13 protein-coding genes are annotated in these 16,161 nt (G+C 72.2%); 3 read left to right on the top strand and 10 right to left on the bottom strand.

Translation table 11 applies throughout. The features are described from left to right. The first annotated feature begins 107 nt into the window (after nucleotides 1–107). Nucleotides 108–1,895, top strand: a complete 1,788-nt coding sequence (locus Q9R47_RS13430; protein WP_311233700.1) for a diguanylate cyclase — start codon at nucleotides 108–110, stop codon at nucleotides 1,893–1,895. 12 nt (nucleotides 1,896–1,907) lie between these two features. On the opposite strand, the gene Q9R47_RS13425 is transcribed toward Q9R47_RS13430, so the two are convergent. Continuing rightward, nucleotides 1,908–2,483, bottom strand: a complete 576-nt coding sequence (locus Q9R47_RS13425; protein WP_311233699.1) for a 5-formyltetrahydrofolate cyclo-ligase — start codon at nucleotides 2,481–2,483, stop codon at nucleotides 1,908–1,910. 14 nt (nucleotides 2,484–2,497) lie between these two features. On the opposite strand from Q9R47_RS13425, the gene Q9R47_RS13420 reads away from it, so the two are divergent. Continuing rightward, on the top strand, nucleotides 2,498–4,480 hold the full coding sequence (locus Q9R47_RS13420) for a transglycosylase SLT domain-containing protein (RefSeq protein ID WP_311233698.1): 1,983 nt from the start codon (nucleotides 2,498–2,500) through the stop codon (nucleotides 4,478–4,480). A gap of 96 nt (nucleotides 4,481–4,576) precedes the next feature. Here Q9R47_RS13420 and Q9R47_RS13415 read toward each other — a convergent pair whose 3' ends face one another. The 9 genes from Q9R47_RS13415 to Q9R47_RS13375 all read right to left on the bottom strand — a co-directional run bounded on the left by Q9R47_RS13415 (nucleotide 4,577) and on the right by Q9R47_RS13375 (nucleotide 14,977). Then, on the bottom strand, nucleotides 4,577–5,527 hold the full coding sequence (locus Q9R47_RS13415) for an MBL fold metallo-hydrolase (protein ID WP_311233697.1): 951 nt from the start codon (nucleotides 5,525–5,527) through the stop codon (nucleotides 4,577–4,579). Nucleotides 5,528–5,705: 178 nt separating this feature from the next. Continuing rightward, nucleotides 5,706–6,098: a D-ribose pyranase gene (rbsD, locus tag Q9R47_RS13410; RefSeq protein WP_311233696.1), complete on the bottom strand. Its 393-nt coding sequence runs from the start codon at nucleotides 6,096–6,098 to the stop codon at nucleotides 5,706–5,708. After that, nucleotides 6,095–7,075 (bottom strand): ribokinase, encoded by a 981-nt coding sequence (gene rbsK / locus Q9R47_RS13405; RefSeq protein ID WP_311233695.1) that lies wholly within the window; start codon nucleotides 7,073–7,075, stop codon nucleotides 6,095–6,097. The genes rbsD and rbsK overlap by 4 nt, the downstream gene beginning before the upstream one ends. Further along, the gene (locus tag Q9R47_RS13400; RefSeq protein WP_311233694.1) at nucleotides 7,072–8,175 is read right to left on the bottom strand and encodes a LacI family DNA-binding transcriptional regulator; all 1,104 of its coding nucleotides are present in this window, start codon (nucleotides 8,173–8,175) and stop codon (nucleotides 7,072–7,074) included. The genes rbsK and Q9R47_RS13400 overlap by 4 nt, the downstream gene beginning before the upstream one ends. Before the next feature lie 16 nt (nucleotides 8,176–8,191). Then, a complete protein-coding gene (locus Q9R47_RS13395) occupies nucleotides 8,192–9,187 on the bottom strand; it encodes an ABC transporter permease (RefSeq protein ID WP_311233693.1) in 996 nt (331 codons plus the stop codon). Continuing rightward, a complete protein-coding gene (locus Q9R47_RS13390) occupies nucleotides 9,184–10,770 on the bottom strand; it encodes a sugar ABC transporter ATP-binding protein (RefSeq protein ID WP_311233775.1) in 1,587 nt (528 codons plus the stop codon). The genes Q9R47_RS13395 and Q9R47_RS13390 overlap by 4 nt, the downstream gene beginning before the upstream one ends. Before the next feature lie 281 nt (nucleotides 10,771–11,051). Continuing rightward, nucleotides 11,052–12,008: a sugar ABC transporter substrate-binding protein gene (locus Q9R47_RS13385; RefSeq protein ID WP_311233692.1), complete on the bottom strand. Its 957-nt coding sequence runs from the start codon at nucleotides 12,006–12,008 to the stop codon at nucleotides 11,052–11,054. 294 nt (nucleotides 12,009–12,302) lie between these two features. Further along, complete coding sequence (locus Q9R47_RS13380) at nucleotides 12,303–13,211, bottom strand: hypothetical protein (protein WP_311233691.1); 909 nt, start codon at nucleotides 13,209–13,211, stop codon at nucleotides 12,303–12,305. Nucleotides 13,212–13,288: 77 nt separating this feature from the next. Continuing rightward, on the bottom strand, nucleotides 13,289–14,977 hold the full coding sequence (locus Q9R47_RS13375; RefSeq protein ID WP_311233690.1) for an AMP-binding protein: 1,689 nt from the start codon (nucleotides 14,975–14,977) through the stop codon (nucleotides 13,289–13,291). A gap of 219 nt (nucleotides 14,978–15,196) precedes the next feature. Here Q9R47_RS13375 and Q9R47_RS13370 point away from each other — a divergent pair, with 219 nt between their 5' ends. After that, complete coding sequence (locus tag Q9R47_RS13370) at nucleotides 15,197–16,123, top strand: alpha/beta fold hydrolase (RefSeq protein WP_311233689.1); 927 nt, start codon at nucleotides 15,197–15,199, stop codon at nucleotides 16,121–16,123. Nucleotides 16,124–16,161 lie beyond the last annotated feature (38 nt).

The following is a 16,161-nucleotide window of genomic DNA, read 5'->3' as shown; positions in this document are numbered from 1 at the left end:
ATACCCGGGCCGCATCAATGCGCGCGCCGCCGGGCTGCGGCACAATCCGCCGCTTTCCTTCCGGCCATGGCCGCATCTTCCCATTTCCCGTGCTTTTCCGTGATTCCGTGCGGTGGCGCTCCGCGCTGATGGCCGCCCTGGCTCTGTGCTGGCTCGGCTGGCTGGCCTTTGCGGCGGCCGGTGCCGCGCAGGCCGGCGCGGCCGCGGTCCCGTCCGCGCCCCTGGCGGCGCGGCCCGGAGGCGTGTCCCTGGTGCCGTACATGGCGGTGCTGGAGGACACGGGCCGCCAGCTGGACATCGACGGCGTGCGCGCGCCGGAACAGGCCGCGCGCTTCGTGCACCCCGACGACCCGCTGCGGAGCACCGAGGCCGACCGCGTGCTGTGGTTCCGCGTGCAGCTGCGGCTGGCGGACCCGGCGGATGCCCTGAGGGAATGGCTGCTGGTCGTGCCCACCGTTTCCACGCACGAGCTGCGCTTCTACGGCCCCTACGGTCCGGACGGCCACGCGCTGGCGCCTCCGGTGGTGACGGGCATGCGCCATCCCTGGTCCACGCGGCCGGCGGGTTCGGAGCAGATGGCCTGGCGCTTCCGCCTGCCGGATGCGCAGACGTACACGGCGTACTTCCGGGTGGAATCGACCTTCGCGCGCTTCTATGCGGCCACGGCCTGGGACCTGGCGGACTACCTGCAGTCCACCCAGGACAAGCGCATGTTCGACGGCGTCTGCTATGGCCTGCTGCTGGGCCTGCTGGCGTTCAGCTTCGCGATGCTGATGGTGTTCCGCGAGGGCATCTACGCGTGGTATTCGCTCTCGTGCGCCTGTGCGCTGCTGGCGCTGGCGAGCCTGAACGGGCACACGCTGCGCTATCCCTTCGCGCACTGGCCCGCGGCGGCGGGCCTCTTCTACACCCTGGCGCCACCGCTCTGGGCCATGTCCAAGCTGCTGTTCGGGCGCAGCCTGCTGCGCCTGGCGCACTACGCGCCGCGCACCGACCGGCTGGTGCTGGCCCTCGTCGCCGCGCTGGGCGCCGCCACCGTCTACGGGCTGCTGGGCCCGCACCCGCTCTGGCTGTTCCGCGCGGTGCAGGCCTCGGTGGTGGTGTCCACCGCGGTGCTGGCCGCCGGTGCGCTGATCGCGGTGCGCCGGCGCTACTGGCCGGCCGTGCTCTACAGTGCCGGCGTGCTGCTGCTGCTCCTGGGCATCTGCGCGATCATCGTCGCGAGCTGGGGCTGGGTGGCCTGGACGCCGGGGCAGATGGACGTCACCCAGGCCGCGCTGGTGGCCGAATCGCTGATCTTCGCTGCCGCCATGGCCTCGCGCCTGCGCATGCTGCGCATGTCGGAGCAGGCGCTCGGCCGGCGCACGCGCGAACTCGTGGAAGTGCTGGGCACCGACGCCCTCACCGGCGCGGCCAACCGTGCGGGCCTTGGGCGCCGGGCCGGCGCGGCGCTGGAGGCGGGCGAGCCGTTCGCGCTCATGCTGCTCGACCTGGACGGTTTCAAGGCGGTGAACGACACCCATGGCCACGCCGCGGGCGACGCGGTGCTGGTGGCGCTGGTGCAGCGCCTGCGCGCCCTGCTGCGCGAGGACGACCTGGTGGCGCGGCTGGGTGGCGACGAATTCGTGGTGCTGCTGGCCGGCGCACCGCCGCGCGCGGCCCTGGCGGACAAGGCCCGCGCCATGGCACGGGCCGTGGCCGTGCCCCTCGGCTTCGAGGACCGCAGCCTGTGCGTGGGCCTCAGCGTCGGCATTGCCGGCCATCCTGGCGACGGCCGCACCCTCGAAGCCCTGCTGCGCGCGGCCGACACCGCGATGTACGCCAGCAAGCGCCGCGGCCCGCGGGCGGGTGCGGAGTGCTTCGCCTTCGCGAGCGACCTGGCCCCGCCGCCCTGACCTTGCCGCGCGCTACTTCATCGGCCAGACGACTCCGTTGTCGTTCAGGATGGCATCCAATGGCAGATCGTGCGGCTCGGGCTCGAAATCTTCCAGGAACCCATGGGTGAAGCCCAGGCCCACGGTGGTGGGCACCGGGTAGAGCGTGGCCAGGGTGCGGTCGTAGAAGCCGCCGCCGTAGCCCAGGCGGTAGCCGCCGGGGCCGTAGCCCACGCAGGGCACGAACAGCAGCGTGGGCACGATGACCTCGGTATCCTTGGGCTTCGGGATGCCGTAGGCGTCTTCTTCCATCGGGCAGCCGGGATACCAGGCGTGGAAGGTGAGGGTCTTGTGCTCCTTGTTCACCACCGGCAGGCCGATGCGGCGGCGCTGCGGTTCGTCCAGCAGCTCGCCATCCTCCTTCCAGCGGTGCAGCGCGGGCAGGGGATCGAACTCGCCCTTGATCGGCCAGTAGGCGCCGATGACGGTGTCGGGCCGGTCCACCAGCCAGATGCGCATCACGCGCTGCAGGAGGTCGGAGCGCCGCAGGCGGTCCGGCAGGTTCAGGCGTTCCTCGATCAATGCGCGCCGCAGGGCTGTTTTGTCCATCACATAATTCCCCAATGCAATTCCTCACGATTCTGACACCGCTCCTGGCCGCCGCGGTCATGGCCACCGCCGCAGCGCCTGTCCAGGCCCAAAACCGGGGCGACGAGGCGTTGCTGCAAATGCAGCAGGCCTACCGCAAGGGCGACCGCGCGCGGCTCACGCAACTGCTGCCCGACATGCGCGGCCACGTGCTGGAGCCGTGGGGAGCGTACTGGGAGCTGCGGGCCCGCCTCGACCAGGCCACGCCGCAGGAGGTGGCGGCCTTCCTGCAGCGCTTCGCCGGCACCTACCAGGAGGACCGGCTGCGCAACGACTGGCTGCTGCTCGTCGGCCAGCGGCGCGACTGGGCCCAGTTCAGCGCGCTGCACCCGCTCTACCGCATGAACGACGACCGCGAGGTGCGCTGCTACGCGCTGCTGGTGGACCAGATCAAGGGCTCGGCGCCCCCGGAGGCTGCCGGCGAAGTGCTGCGCAACTGGTACGGGCTGCGCGAGGCCGACGACGGCTGCACGCATGCCGCGGCGGAATTCTTCGCCGACAAGCGCATCGCCGCCATGGACGTGTGGCGCAAGGCGCGCCTGGCCGCGGAAAGCAACCGGGCGCGGGTCACGCGCAATGCGGTCGAGATCGTGGCGCCCGAGGCGCTGCCGATGCTGCGCGAGGTGTTCGATGCGCCCGCCAAATTCCTCGCGAGCCGTGCCACGGCGCCGGGCCGCATGCGGCAGGAGCTGGTGGTGCTGGCCCTCATCAAGATGGCCGTGTCCGACCCCGGCACCGCGGCCCGGCTCCTGGACTCCAAGTGGGGCGTGCAGCTCAGCCCCGAAGAGCGCAACTGGGTGTGGGGCGTGATCGGCAAGCAGACCGCCATCGCGCTTTCGCCGGATGCGCTGGGGTATTTCGGCAACGTCTCCAAGGATGCCGACCTGACCGACGACATGCTCGGCTGGAAGGTGCGCGCCGCCCTGCGCGCGGGCCAGTGGAAGCAGGTGGCCAAGGCGATCGACGCGATGAGCCCGCCCGGCCGTCAGGACCCCGCCTGGACGTACTGGCGCGCCCGTGCATGGCTGTCGAACCGCCCGGGCGACGAGGACCGCGCCAGGGCGCGCGAACTGCTGGAACGCATCGCCGGCCCGAGCGGGTTCTATGAACAGCTGGCGCTGGAGGAGCTCGGCCAGCGCGTGACGGTGCCGCTGCCCCCCGTGCCGCCCACGCCCGAGGAACAGGCCGCCGCGCGCGCCAATCCGGGCTTCGTGCGCAGCCTGTATGCCATCGGCCTGGGCCTGCGGAACGAAGGCGTGCGCGAGTGGAACTACACCACCAACCTGCACACGCCGGGCGGCATGGGCGACCGCGAACTGCTCGCCGCGGCGGACCTCGCCTGCCAGCGCGAGCTGTGGGACCGCTGCATCAACACCAGCGAGCGCACCAAGACCTTCGCGGACGTGGGCCAGCGCTTTCCGATGCCGTTCCGCAATGCCGTCGTCGCGCGCGCGCAGGCCATCGGGCTCGATCCGGCCTACGTCTACGGCCTCATCCGGCAGGAGAGCCGCTTCATCATGGACGCCCGCTCGGGCGTGGGCGCATCGGGCCTCATGCAGGTGATGCCGGCCACCGCGCGCTGGACGGCCCGCAAGATCGGCATGGCGGACTTCACGCCGGACCAGATCAACGACCGCGACACCAACATCGCCATCGGCACCGCCTACCTGAAGCTCGCGCTCGACGACTTCGAGGGCTCCATGCCCATGGCCGCGGCCGCCTACAACGCCGGCCCCGGCCGGCCGCGCAACTGGCGCAACGGTCCCGTGCTGGAGGCCGCGATCTGGGCCGAGAACATCCCGTTCGCGGAAACGCGCGACTACGTCAAGAAGGTGCTCTCCAACACCACGACGTACGCCGCGATCCTGACCGGCCAGCCGCAATCGCTCAAGGCCCGGCTCGGCAGCGTGGGCCCGCGCGATGCGGCCACGCCGGACCCGAGCCGCGAACTGCCGTGACCGGCTGGGCTGCCGGCACAGGGGTGCCGTGGCCGGGCGCGAGCCTCCGGGCCGCGGTCGCGTCCCGGGCCTGCCGTGTTGCCGCAGCCCGCGCCGTCAGGCGTTGTGCAGCGTTTCCCCCTCCCGCCGCGCAGCCCCGCTGCGCACCAGCTCCTGCACCAGCGCCTGCTGCCAGGCCGCGCGCGGCTGGTCCACGAAATGGCCGGCATGCAGCTGGCCGAAATACGGCGTGGCGTCGGCCCAGGCATGCAGCCTTGCGAGCGGCACGCTCTGCCATTCGAGCAGCTTGTACTTGAGCAGCACCTTGGCGGCATAGAGCGCATGGCGGGCCGGGTCGCGCACGAAGCCGTCGAGCCGGCGCCAGGCGGTGTCGAGCGCGGCGTCCACGTCGGTGAACACGGCGCCGTGGCCGGGCACGATGGTGCGGGGCGCCAGGCCGGCGATCAGGTCCAGCGTGGCCGCCACGTCCGCGAAGGCATGCGTGCCCTCCAGCTCGGGGAAGACCACGCCGAAACCGTTCTGCCAGAGCGCGTCGGCCGACAGCAGCACCCGGCAGCGGGGCTCGAACAGCACCACCGAATGGGTGTCGTGCCCGGGCGCGGCATGGATCTGCCAGTCGTGCGCGCCCAGGCGCACCGTGCGCCCCGGCTCCAGCAGGCCGTCCAGGCGGAAGGGCGGGCACTCCTGGCCCGTGGGCGTGTAGCTGAGGGCCTGCGGGTCCCAGTCGCGCACGTGCGCTGCCTGGCCGGGCGGCACCAGGGTGCGCGCGGCGGGCCAGGCCTGCTGCAGGGCCGCATTGCCGCCGCAGTGGTCGCTGTGCAGATGGGTGTTGGCGATCAGCGCGAGCGGCCGGTCCTGCAGCGCGGCACCCACCAGGGCCACCGTCTGCGCCGCATGGGTGCAGTAGCCGGTGTCCACCACCGCGGCCGCGTCCTCGCCCACGCAGACGATGTTGTTGGCGGAAAGCCAGCCGCGCTCCAGCACGGTGGTGCCGGGCGGCAGGATCGGGGGAGCACTGGAGGGCGCGGGGAGTGGGACGGATGGCATGGGGGATCTTTCGGCGCCGCGGTGCGGACCGCGGCGGAGCGGCCCCGGGCACGCCGGAGGGGTTCCGCGCGCCGTGTCCGCGGGCCAGTATGGCACCGGCGGCCGCCGTTCATCCATCCGGGGCAACCCTTCGCGCCCTGCGGCGCAATCCGTCAGGTCGCGCCGGCCCAGCGGCCTGTCAGAAGGTCACGCCCGCGCAGAGGATCACGTTCGCATAGGGCGTGCACTCGCCCGTGCGCACCACGGCGCGCGCATCGCGCAGCAGGCGCTTGAATTCCTCGTGCGAAAGGGTCTGCGGCGCCACGGGAAGCGCGCCCGCCCAGGCGGGCAGGGCGCCGTCGGCGCGGGCGACGGCCTCGGTGGCGATCACCGCGCGCTCCACCTGCATCTCGGAGAGCACGGCGCGCAGCACGTCGGCCACCGCGGGCAGGCCCGGGCAGACGGCCAGGTCGATGCGGCGCGGGCCGTCGGGGATCGGCAGGCCGGCGTCGCCGATGGCGATCATGTCGCCGTGGCCGAGCTGGGCGATGGCGTGGGAGAGTTCGGCGTGCAGCAGGGTGGTGCGCTTCATGCGATGCGGCTCCAGTCGGGGGGCAGGGGCGATGCGGCCGTTTCGGCACGCGTGGGGATCGACGGTTGCGCGCCCGGGCGGGTGACGCACAGCGCGGCGGCGCGCACGCCCGTCTGCACCGCCAGGTCGAGCGATTCGCCGCGCGCGAGCGCGACGGTCAGGGCGCCCAGGAAGGTGTCGCCCGCCGCGGTGGTGTCCACTGCCTGCACGCGCAGGCCCGGGTGGTGCCGGCAGCCGCTGCCGTCGCAGGCCACGGCGCCCGCAGCGCCGAGCGTGACCACCACGCGCTCCGGGCCCAGCGCGCGCAGCAGCCGTGCGGCATGGGCCGCGTCCTCGGGCGTGCGCACCTCGCAGTCGGCGAACAGCGCGGCCTCCACCTCGTTGGCCACGAGCGTGTCCACCAGCCGCCAGAGCGTATCGGGAATGGGCTGCATCGGCGACGGATTGAGCACCACGGGGCATCCGGCCTGGCGGGCGCGCGCGGCGGCGGCCTGCACCTGCGGCAGCGGCACTTCGAACTGCAGCAGCAGGCCGTCGGCGCCGCGCAGGGCCGTGTCCAGCGCGTCGGCATCGATCGCGAAGCGGGCGTTCGCCCCGCCGACCACGACGATCCGGTTTTCCCCGGTGGATTCCACCGTGATGCAGGCGACGCCGGTGGGCGCTTCCGTGTCGGTCTGCACGCCGGCATGGTCGATGCCGTCGGCGTCCAGGGCCGCGCGCAGCGCGGCGCCGTGCGCGTCGTCGCCCACGCGGCCGAGCAGGTGCACCCGGGCGCCCTGCCGGGCGCAGGCCACGGCCTGGTTGCCGCCCTTGCCGCCGGGAATGTGGTGCAGCGATTCGGCCATCACGGTCTCGCCGCCGCCGGGAGCGCGCGGCACGCGCAGCACGATGTCCATGTTGAGGCTGCCCACCACGGCGATGCGCGGCAGGGCGGGGCGGGATTCGGTGCCCGTGGCGGAAGGATGCGGAGCGGTCATGCGGAAGGCGAAGGCGAAGTCGAGGGTGACGGCGGAGAAGGCGGCGAAGCGGATGGCGCAGAAGACGCACGCTCCGGGCCGGGCCGCGCGGCGGCCGCGGATACCGCAGCGGTGGAGGCGCGCAGGCGCAGCTCGGGCTGCAGCAGCATCTGGCGGCGGTCCTGCCGCGCGTTGTCGATGCGTTCGAGCAGCATGTCCACCGCGGCCGTGCCGATCTGCCGCTTGGGCTGGACGACCGTGGTGAGCGGCGGGCTGGTGAAGGCGGCGAGCGCGATGTCGTCGAAGCCCACGATGGAGAGGTTCTCGGGCACGCGCAGGCCGCGTTCGTGGGCGGCGCACAGGGCGCCGATGGCCATGAGGTCGTTGCCGACGAAGGCGGCGGTGGGCGGCTGCGGGGACGACAGCACGGCCTGCATGGCCTCGTAGCCGCCCTGGCTGGTGAAGTCGCCGTGCCACAGCAGGCCGCCGGCGTCGATGCCGGCTTCGGCGAGCGCATCCCGCCAGCCCGCGATGCGCTGCTCGCTCGGCGCCAGGCCCTGGGGCCCGCCGATGCAGGCGATTCGCCGGTGGCCGAGCCACAGCAGGTGGCGGGTGGCCAGCAGGCCGCCGTCGCGGTGGGCGGTCTCCACGAGGTCGCAGGGCTGCTCGGGCACTTCGATCTCGCGGTCGACGAGCACGGTGGGAATGCTCAGCCCTTCGAGCTGGCGCGCAAGCGTGGCGTCCTGCCCCGTGGAGACCACGATCAGCCCGTCCACGCGCCGCTCGGCCAGCACCTGCAGGTAGGAGGCCTGCCGGTGCGCGTCGTCGTGCGTGTTGCAGAGGATGAGGTTGTAGCCCGCGCCGAAGCAGTGGTTCTCCACGCTGTGCACCACCTCCGCGAAATACGGGTTGGAGCTGTTGGGGATCAGCATCCCGAGCGTGCGCGTGTGGTTGCTCTTGAGGCTGCGCGCGATCGCGCTGGGCACGTAGCCCAGGTCGCGGATCGCGGCCTCCACGCGGTTGCGTCCCTCGGCGCTCACGTGCCGCGTGCTGTTCACCACGTGCGATACCGTGGTGACGGAGACGCCCGCCCGCCGCGCCACGTCCTTGATGGTCGCCATGTGCGTGCGCGCTGCGTCAGACGGCCGCGCGGCGCTGCCGCAGCGTGTCGATGATGACGGCGGCCACGATCACGCAGCCGGTGATGATGCGCTTGCTGGGCTCGCTCGCGCCGATCTGCGCGAGGCCGGCCTCCAGCACCGCGATGATGAGCACGCCGAAGGCCGTGGTCACCACCGAGCCGCGCCCGCCCATGAGGCTGGTGCCGCCGATCACGACGGCCGCGATCACCTGCAGCTCCATGCCGGCGCCGGCGTTCGGGTCGGCGGCCTCCAGGCGCGCCGACTGCATCAGGCCGGCCAGGCCCGCCAGCAGGCCGGTGAGCGCGAACACCGCGATGCGGATCGGCCGCGGGTCGACGCCGGCCAGGCGCATGGCCTCTTCGTTGGTGCCGATGCCCACCATGCAGCGGCCGAACACGGTGCGCGACAGCACCAGCTGCGCCACCACCACGATCAGCAGCGCGATGCCGAAGGCCGTCGAGATGCCCGCCACCACGGGCGCGGCGAGCCAGGAGATCGCATCGCCCACGTACTGCGTGCGCGAATCCGTCACCAGGTAGGCGCTGCCGCGCACCGCCTCCAGCATGCCCAGCGACACGATGAAGGACGGTAGCCGCCAGGCCACCGACACGGCGCCGGTGATGGTGCCGCACACCAGGCCGGTGGCGAGCGCCAGCGCCGCCGCGGCCGGCACGCTCCAGCCCCATTGCAGGATGGCCGCGGCCGAGGTGGCGGCCGACAGCGCCATCACCGAGCCGACCGACAGGTCGATGCCCGCGATGATGAGCACGAAGGTCATGCCCACGGCCATCACCGCGAGCGCGGGAATCTCGTTGGCGATGGTGACGAAGGTCTCGGCGCTCCAGAAGTATTCAGAGAGCCAGGAGAAGAGTCCGACCATGCCGGCCAGCACGATCGCGAGGCCCAGGTAGGTGCCCAGCTGCGTGCGCCAGAGCGGCACGGACGGCGCGGCGGCGGCGGGAGCGGAAGAGGGGGACGTGGTGGCGGTCATGCGGAAGCGGGAGAAGCAGGGGAGGTGGGGGATGCGGAAGCGGCGCCTTCGGCGCGCGGACGGTCTTCGGCGTCGGAGAACGCGGCGGCCAGCAGCGACTGCTCGGTCCATTCGCCGCGCTCGAACACGGCGACCAGCCGGCCGCCGCTCATCACGCCGATGCGGTCGGCCATGGCCATCAGCTCGCGCAGGTCGGACGACACCATCAGCAGTGCGCGGCCCTCGGTGGCCATGCGGTCGAGCTCGGCGTACAGGTCGGCGCGCGCGCCCACGTCCACGCCGCGCGTGGGCTCGTCGAGCAGAAGCACCCGGCCGTCGCGGTGCAGCCAGCGCGCGAACACCACCTTCTGCTGGTTGCCGCCCGAGAGCTGCCCCACCGGCTGTTCCGGCCCGCGGCAGCGCACGCGCAGCGTGCGGATGAAGCCCTGCACCACGGCGCTTTCGTGCGCGCGCCGCAGCCAGCCCGCGCGCGACACGGCGGACAGGTCCGACAGCGTGGCGTTCACGCGGATCGGCTGCGTGAGCAGCAGGCCCTGCGACTTGCGGTCCTCGCTCACCAGGCCGATGCCGGCCGCGATGGCGGCCAGCGGCGAGCGGAAGCCGCGTTCGTAGGTGCGCTCCGCGACGGGCGAACCGCCGGTGGATGGGGAAGCGGGGCCCGCCGCCAGCGTGACGCTGCCGCGGTCCGCCCGGTCGGCACCGAAGAGCAGGCGCAGCAGCTCGGTGCGGCCCGAACCCACGAGGCCGGCGATGCCGAACACCTCGCCGGTATGCAGCGTGAGGCTCACGTCCTGCACCGCCGTGCCGCGGCCGATGCCGTCCACGCGCATCGCCACCGGGCCGGCCGCGCGGCGCGGGCGGTGCTCCAGGTCGTTCACCGCGCGCCCCACCATGCGCTGCACGAGGTCGGCTTCGGAGAGGCCCGCCATCGGGCGGGCGTCCACCAGCGCGCCGTCGCGCAGCACCGCCACGCGGTCGGCGATGCGGCGCAGCTCCTCCAGCCGGTGGGAGACGTAGATGATGGCCACGCCGCGGGCCGTGAGGCGCGCGATCTGCTCGAACAGGTAGTTGGTCTCGCGCGGCGTGAGCATCGCCGTGGGCTCGTCGAGCACCAGGATGCGGGTGTCGTCCTGCAGGTTGCGGGCGATCTCCACCATCTGCTGCTGGCCTATCCCTAAGCGCGACACCGGCGTGGCCGGATCGATGCCGGTGAGGCCGATCTTGGCGAGCTGGCGGCGGGCCGCGTCGTGCATCGCGCCCCGGCGCAGCCAGCCCATGCGGTGCGGCAGGCGGCCCATGAGCAGGTTCTCCGCGACGGTCAGCGTGGGCACCAGGCCCAGCTCCTGCATCACCATGCGCACGCCCTGGCGCTCGGCGTCGCGGCGCGAGGCCGGGGCGTAGGGCTCGCCCGCCAGGCGCAGGCTGCCGCGCGTCGCGGGCTCCAGCCCGCAGAGGATCTTCGACAGCGTGCTCTTGCCCGCGCCGTTCTCGCCGGTCAGCGCCAGCACTTCGCCGGCATGCAGCGACAGCGTGACCCCGTGCAGCACGGTGGTGGTGTGGTAGTCCTTGCCCACGCCGAGCATTTCGAGCAGCGGCGCGGATGCGGGCGATGGGGCCGGCGGAGCGGCGGTGTCTGGAGTGTGATCGGCCACGGTGAGCGATCCCGAAAAGAAAATGAAAGCCGCACGCACCAGCGCGGGTGCCGGACGGGCGGCAGGGCATTGCGCCTCCGCGCCGCGCCGTGCGGTGCGGGCGGAAAGCGGCGCGGCGGCGGCAGCGGCGGCGGCAGCAGCGGGCACGGGCGCGCCGGTGCAGTGCCGGCAGGCGAAACCACCGCGCGCGGCGGGCGCCGCGCGGAGCCGGTTTACTTGCCGGAGCCCTTGGTCACCAGCACCACTTCGGTCTTCACCTCGGCGGGCAGCTGGGCCTGCGGCGTCTTGGCGGCGAGCGCCTTCAGTGCCATCTCGATGCCGAACACGGCCTGCTTGGCGGCGTACTGGTCGGCCGTGGCGAGCACGCGGCCGTCGGCCAGCATCGGCTTGATGGCGTTGATGTTGTCGTAGCCCACCACCTGCACCTTGCCGGTCTTGCCGGCGGCCTTCACGGCGGCCACGGCGCCCAGCGCCATGCTGTCGTTGCCGGCGAGCAGGGCGACGAGGTCGGGGTGCTCGCGCAGCATGCCCGCGGCCACGGTGTTGCCCTTCTCGATCTCCCACTGGCCGGACTGCACGCCCACCACGGTGATGTTGGCGGCCTTCATTGCGTCCTGGAAGCCCAGCGTGCGCTGCTGCGCGTTGAAGGTGGTCGAGACGCCTTCGATGATGCCGACCTTCTCGCCGGCCTTCAGCTGCTTGGCCAGGTAGTCGCCCACCAGCTTGGCGCCCGCACGGTTGTCGGGGCCGACGAACGGCACGTTCAGGCTCTTTTCCTTGAGCGCGTCGGTGTCCAGGCGGTTGTCGATGTTGACCACGAGGATGCCCTTGTCCACGGCGGCCTTGACGGCGGGCACCAGGGCCTTGGAATCGGCGGGCGCCAGCACGATCGCGCTCACCTTCTGCGCCACGGCCTGCTCGATCATCTTGATCTGCGCGGCGGTGTCGGTCTCGTTCTTGATGCCGTTGGCGAGCAGCGTGTACTCGCCGGCATGCGCCTTCTGGTGCGCCTTGGCGCCGTCCTCCATGGTGCGGAAGAACTCGTTGGCGAGCGACTTCATCACCAGCGCGACCTTCGGCTTGTCCTGCGCGAAGGCGGGCTGCGCGAGCAGGCCACCGGCGAGGGCCAGCACGGCGGCGGTCTGGAGGGTGCGGCGGTTCAAGGGCATGGATGTCTCCGGGTTGTGGTCGAAAAAAGAGAATAAGTCGGCAGCAGGCGCTCCCTGCATCGGGGGGCAGTGCGTGCGCGGCCGCTATGGTAATCAAAGAAAACGTTTGCGCAAACGTTTGCGCACTTTCGTCGGGCAGCGAGTTACTTGCCCATTTCCCGCGGAGAGCGGGGTGGCGCTTACATATGGACGCAAAAAAAAGGGCGCGGCCATGGACCGCGCCCCGGGGCGCCGCAATCCTGCGCAGCGGGCCTCACGGCCTGGGATGGTGCCCAGGAGCCGGGCCTTCCCCGTTCAGGGTTGCAGACCCAGGTCCGCGGCACCGCAACCCGGGCGGCCACCCGCCGCGAAAACCGCCCCCCGGCTGTTGAGGCAGGCACCCGCGAAGTCCACCCGTGCGTATAGCTGCAGGTCACGCAACACATACAGCCGGCCCGTGATCATGCCGGTGCGGCCGACGGTGAGGCTCTCGATCCGGTAGGTGCCGTCGGCCGGACCTGCCAGGCTGCTGTTGCAGGCGACCTTGCCCTCGGATTGCAGGCCGCCGCCCACCAGGCGATAGGTGCCGTTGAAATTGCACTGCGCCGTTCCGGTGTGGATGTATTGCATCGTGAACACGCCGTTCTCCGCCTTGATGTCTAGCGTGACCGGCACGATGGCGCCCACGAAGCGGTCGAAGTTCCCGTACACCGCGAACTGGTTGCTGAAGCGGATCGGGTACTCCTCGTAGTGGAAGCGCGAAATGCGGCGCGGCACGTCGCCGGGCAGCGTCACGGTGCCGGTGGTGGCCGAATCGAACGTGATCTGGATCGGCCCGGTGTTGGCCGCCAGTTCCCCAGCGCTGGCGGTGCCGCCCGCGCCGATGGCGGGGCCGTTGCGGAACTCCTGCAGCGTGCCCTGGAAGGCCGAGGAATCGGTGGCGCGCAGCCCGCTGGCCTGCAGGAACACGGCGCTTCCGTCGCCGCGGTAGCCCAGGTACGACACGATCATCGCCCGGCCGTTCTGCATGTCGATCTGCAGGCTGCGGCCCGGCTTGCCGTTCAGCTCGCCGTCGAAGGCCCACATGCCGGGCTCGGGTTCGACCGGCGGTGTGTTCGCCGTCTGCGCGAGCGTGGGCACGGCCGCGGCGAAGAGGGTGCAGGCCGCCGTCAGCGGGCCGAGCGCGTGGGAACGAAAGCGGTGGCGGATACGGGGGCTGTCCATGGAATCTCCCTGATTTTCAAATGGGCCACCACTGTCGCTACCGGCCCCACCGCCTGTCAAGCCTTCCGGGGAAGGGGTCAGGCCGCCGGGCCGCGCAGCTCGCGCCGCAGGATCTTGCCTACGTTGGTCTTGGGCAGCGCGTCGCGGAACTCGATGTGGCGCGGCCGCTTGTAGCCCGTGAGCTGCTCGTGGCAGTAGCGCATCACCGCCTCTTCGGTGAGCGCGGGATCGCTGCGCACGACGAAGACCTTGATCGCCTCCCCCTGCTTCTCGTCCGGCACCCCGACGGCGGCGCATTCCAGGACGCCCGGGCACAGCGCGATCACCTGCTCCAGTTCGTTGGGGAACACGTTGAAGCCGGAGACGAGGATCATGTCCTTCTTGCGGTCGATGATGCGCGTGCGGCCCTGCGCATCCATCACGCCGATGTCGCCCGTGCGCAGGAAGCCGTCGGCCGTGAAGGCGCGGGCGTTCTCCTCGGGCTGCTGGTAGTAGCCGGACATCACGTTGGGGCCGCGGATGCAGATCTCTCCCGACTGCCCGACGGGCAGGCTCTCGCCCGCATCGTCCTTGATCGCGATGTCGATGCCCGGCAGCGGCAGGCCGATGGTGCCGGTGAACTCCGTGTTGTCCACGGGATTGTTGGTGCCGATGGCGCAGGTCTCGCTCATGCCCCAGCCTTCGATCATGGTGTTGCCCGTGACCTTCTGCCACTGCAGCGCGGTGCTCTCCGATGCGGCCATGCCGCCGGCCTGCGACACGCACAGGTGCGAGAAATCGAGCGCGCGGAACTCCGCGTTCTGCAGCAGCGCGTTGAAGAGCGTGTTCACCGCGGGCATCATGTGGAAGGGGCGCTTCTTCAGCACCGCCACGAACTTCGGGATGTCGCGCGGGTTCGGGATCAGCGTGAGGTGCGAGCCCTGGCGGATGGCCAGCAGGCACAGCGTCAGCGCGAAGATGTGGTAGAGCGGCAGCGCGGCGATGCTGTTGGCCTGGCGCACGTCGCCGATGCGGGCCAGCGCGGGCGTGAACCAGGCCTCGGCCTGCAGCGTGGCCGCCACGATGTTGCGGTGCGTGAGCACCGCGCCCTTCGAGAGACCCGTGGTGCCGCCCGTGTACTGCAGGAACGCGGCGGAGTCGAGCGTCGCGGTGCTCGGCGCCAGCGTGTGCCGCGCACCGTCGGCCAGGGCCGCGGGCAGCGGCGTCACGCGCCGGCCGCCCGACAGCGGCAGATCGAACGCCGGCACCATGCGCGCGAGGTGCCGCACCGCGAAGGTGAGCCAGCGTCCGCGCACGGGCCCGAGCAGGTCGCCCAGCGCCGTGATCACCACGTGCTTCACGGTCGTGCGCTCCACCACCTCGGAGAGCGTGCGCGCGAAGTTCTCGAGGATGACGATCGCCTCCGCGCCGGAGTCGCGCAACTGGTGCTCCAGCTCGCGCGGCGTGTAGAGGGGGTTCACGTTCACGCAGGTGTAGCCGGCGCGCAGCACCGCGGCCATCGCCACGGCGAACTGCGGCACGTTGGGCAGCATGATCGCCACGCGCGCGCCCTGCGCCAGCCCCTGGGCCTGCAGCCAGGCGCCCAGCCGCGTGCTCAACCGGCCGAGCTCCGCATAGTCCATCCATTGCTCCATGCAGACCGAGAACGGATGGGCGGCATGGCGCTCCAGCGATTCCTCCAGCAGGTGCGCCACCGAGCGGTAGCGCGCGGGATCGACCTCGTGCGGCACGCCGGGCGGGTAGTTCTTCAGCCAGATCCGTTCCATGGATGTCTTTCCTTCGTGTTCTGCCGGGCGGTGGCGGGTGGATGCGGGAGTGCGGGCACGCCCTTGGGCGCAGGCCGCCATCGATTGTGGAAACCGCCGGGCGGCTGTCCATCGGGTCAGCCCCAGGGTCGCGTGGGCGCACCCGGCCGCGGGTCTCCTGCGTGACATGATCGGCCCCGTACGCCGGGGACCATCGACCCCGGCAGCGGAGGACGCGACGTGACGAATGCAGGATGGCAGCGGTGGTTGGTGGCGGCGCAGCTCGCCGGCGCGGCGGGATGGGCGGTCTGGCTCTGGCCGCATTCGCCGGCCTGGGCGATCGTGGGGGCCGGGCTGTGGCTGCTCGGCCCCCGGCTCTGGCTCGGCCTGCAGTTCGTGCTGATGCTGCGCGCCAACCGGGGCGGCCCGGTGCCGGCGCCGCCGGCCGCGCGCGTGCTGCGCGCCTGGTGGGCGGAAACGCAATGGGCCGGCCGGGTGTTCGGCTGGTGGCAGCCGTTCCGCCATGCCGCGGTGCCCGACTGGCTGCCGCCGGCCCCGGCGAAGGGCGCGGACCCGGACCCGGCGCCGCGTGGCGTGGTGCTGGTGCACGGTTTTCTGTGCAACCGCGGTTTCTGGATGCCCTGGTTCGCGCTGCTGCGCCGCCGTGGCCACGCCTTCGCGGCCGTCACGCTGGAGCCGCCGTTCGGCGCGATCGACGGCTACGCCGCCACCATCGACGCCGCCGTGCAGCGGGTGGCGGATGCCACGGGCCGCCCCCCGGTCGTGATCGGCCACAGCATGGGCGGCCTGGCCGTGCGCGCCTGGCTGCGCCAGTGCGGCGCATCGGGCATCGGCCGCGTGCACCGCGTGGTCACCCTGGGCGCGCCGCATGCCGGCACCGAGGCGGCGCGCTTCAGCCGCTCGGACAACGGCCGGCAGATGGTGCCCGGCCATCCGTGGCTCGAGGCCCTGGCCGCGTCCGAGACGCCCGGCGCCCGCGCGCGCTTCACCTGCTTCTATTCCGACTGCGACAACGTGGTGTATCCCGCCGCGACCGCCACGCTGGCGGGCGCGGACAACCGCCTGGTGACCGGCGCCGCCCACGTGCACATGGCCTTCCACCCGGACGTGGTGCGCGCCTGCCTGGAGATCGCCGCGCAGCCGTGAAGCTGTGAAGCCGTGAGGGAGGGCCGCGCCCCGGCGGG

The organism is Acidovorax sp. PRC11 (genome assembly GCF_031844105.1).
In the GTDB taxonomy this organism is placed as follows: domain Bacteria; phylum Pseudomonadota; class Gammaproteobacteria; order Burkholderiales; family Burkholderiaceae_C; genus Paracidovorax.
This window is presented reverse-complemented; position numbering and strand designations above follow the sequence as displayed.

Coding starts and splice junctions, on each gene's coding strand:
- Q9R47_RS13425 (WP_311233699.1), bottom strand. CDS start 2,483: ATGGACAAAACAGCCCTGCGGCGCGCATTGATCGAGGAACGCCTGAAC.
- Q9R47_RS13420 (WP_311233698.1), top strand. CDS start 2,498: ATGCAATTCCTCACGATTCTGACACCGCTCCTGGCCGCCGCGGTCATG.
- Q9R47_RS13415 (WP_311233697.1), bottom strand. CDS start 5,527: ATGCCATCCGTCCCACTCCCCGCGCCCTCCAGTGCTCCCCCGATCCTG.
- rbsD (WP_311233696.1), bottom strand. CDS start 6,098: ATGAAGCGCACCACCCTGCTGCACGCCGAACTCTCCCACGCCATCGCC.
- rbsK (WP_311233695.1), bottom strand. CDS start 7,075: ATGACCGCTCCGCATCCTTCCGCCACGGGCACCGAATCCCGCCCCGCC.
- Q9R47_RS13400 (WP_311233694.1), bottom strand. CDS start 8,175: ATGGCGACCATCAAGGACGTGGCGCGGCGGGCGGGCGTCTCCGTCACC.
- Q9R47_RS13395 (WP_311233693.1), bottom strand. CDS start 9,187: ATGACCGCCACCACGTCCCCCTCTTCCGCTCCCGCCGCCGCCGCGCCG.
- Q9R47_RS13390 (WP_311233775.1), bottom strand. CDS start 10,770: ATGCTCGGCGTGGGCAAGGACTACCACACCACCACCGTGCTGCACGGG.
- Q9R47_RS13385 (WP_311233692.1), bottom strand. CDS start 12,008: ATGCCCTTGAACCGCCGCACCCTCCAGACCGCCGCCGTGCTGGCCCTC.
- Q9R47_RS13380 (WP_311233691.1), bottom strand. CDS start 13,211: ATGGACAGCCCCCGTATCCGCCACCGCTTTCGTTCCCACGCGCTCGGC.
- Q9R47_RS13375 (WP_311233690.1), bottom strand. CDS start 14,977: ATGGAACGGATCTGGCTGAAGAACTACCCGCCCGGCGTGCCGCACGAG.